This window comes from Bartonella sp. AP3QHHD (genome assembly GCF_042195765.1).
Lineage (GTDB): Bacteria > Pseudomonadota > Alphaproteobacteria > Rhizobiales > Rhizobiaceae > Bartonella.
This window is the reverse complement of the sequence record NZ_JBHIPC010000011.1, coordinates 1-1,528: the sequence shown is the minus strand read 5'-3', so window position 1 is coordinate 1,528 and position 1,528 is coordinate 1. Positions and strand designations below refer to the sequence as shown.

Here is a 1,528-nt window from a genome sequence, read left to right as displayed (position 1 = left end):
CAATCGATGAAGGGACTAGAAAAGGTTCTCGATGCCCCCCTTGATCGCTTAAAGGAATTGCGCCGTTTTGCGCTTGAAACCTCCACCAAGATTCCGTTAGCGGCGCGTGAAGTTTTGGAACTGATGACCAGTGCCAGCCAAGCAGGCATTGGTGAACAAGGCTTAGAGGCTTTTAGCATTTATGCCGCTAAAGCAGCTGTTGCTTTTGATATGACGGGGGATCAGATTGGGGAGCGTTTTGCCAAATTGCGCAATGTCTTTAAGCTTAATCAGGCAGGCATTGAAGATTTAGGGGATGCGATCAATCATCTCTCGAACCACATGGCGGCAAAGGCCAGTGAAGTGTCTGATTTTACCAATCGTGCCACCGGTGCGGCAACCATGTTTAAGCTCACCGCGCGCGAAACTGCGGCATTTGGTACGGCGATGATTTCTGCTGGGATTGTTCCAGAGAGTGCCGCGCGTGGCTTTAATGCCATGAGTGCCCGTATTCAGGCAGGGGGCAAACATATTGAAGATGCTTTTGCTAATATCGGGCTTTCTCGCGAAAAATTCATGCAAGATCTGGACAAAGATGCCACAGGTACCTTGGTACGCTTTTTTAATGTGTTGGGTAAATCCGAACAGGGCATGCGCTCGCTGATTGCCATTGCGGGGCGTGATTTTACTGGTGATTTTGCCAAATTGGTGGGCAATCCCGAATTGTTAGGGCAAGCTTTAGAGTATGTGAAAGATCCACAAGTCTTTAAAGGTTCGGTAGAACAAGAAGCAGACAAACAAGCAACCGGTGCCATGCGGCAATTTGAACTCTTACAAAACCGCATTGTGGCTTTAGGGATTAGCATTGGTGAAGTGCTTCTGCCCCCCCTCAACAGTTTGATGGAAAGTGTTGGCAATTTTACCAATGGGCTTATGGCGTGGGCGAATGCGCACCCAACTTTAACAAGCGCCATCATCAAAACCATTGCTGCGCTTATGGCTTTTAATATTGCTCTACGGGTTTTGCGCTTTACTCTTGCTGGCACACGTCTTGGGCTTCTTCAATTGATGGGCTCTTTTATCAAGATGGGTGCTGTTAGTCGTGGTCTTTCTGCAAGCTGGCGGGGCTTAGCAGCCGCAGGGCGCTCGCTGGGCTTGCTAACCGCGGGTCTTGGGGCAAGTTCACTCCGACTCTTACGCCCCATGACCTTGTTGGTCGGGGCTTTACGGGGGATTGCTGTCTCAGGAAGTGCATTTGCTGCTTCTTTTGGTTGGATCGGGACAGTGATCGAAGTGGTTGGAGCTGGTATTGCCTCTGTTGCGGGGGCTATTTTTACCCCAATAGGGGCCTGTGGTTGCTGCTGTTGTGGCGGTCATACTGGCTGCTGGTTTTGCTTTGTGGAAATATTGGGATCGTTTTTCTTCTTTTATGAAGGGCTTTGCACGGGGGGTATCTCGGGCTTTTGGGCGTGCCTTTGAAGCCGTCATGCGCTTTTTTGGTGCTGAACCCACCACCATCACCAAATGGAAAAACATCATTGCTGCTGCT

1 pseudogene is annotated in these 1,528 nt (G+C 49.9%); it reads left to right on the top strand.

Annotated features, from left to right (window positions below):
• Nucleotides 1-1,528: pseudogene (locus tag ACFIL7_RS00185) on the top strand (phage tail tape measure protein); the annotation flags it as partial.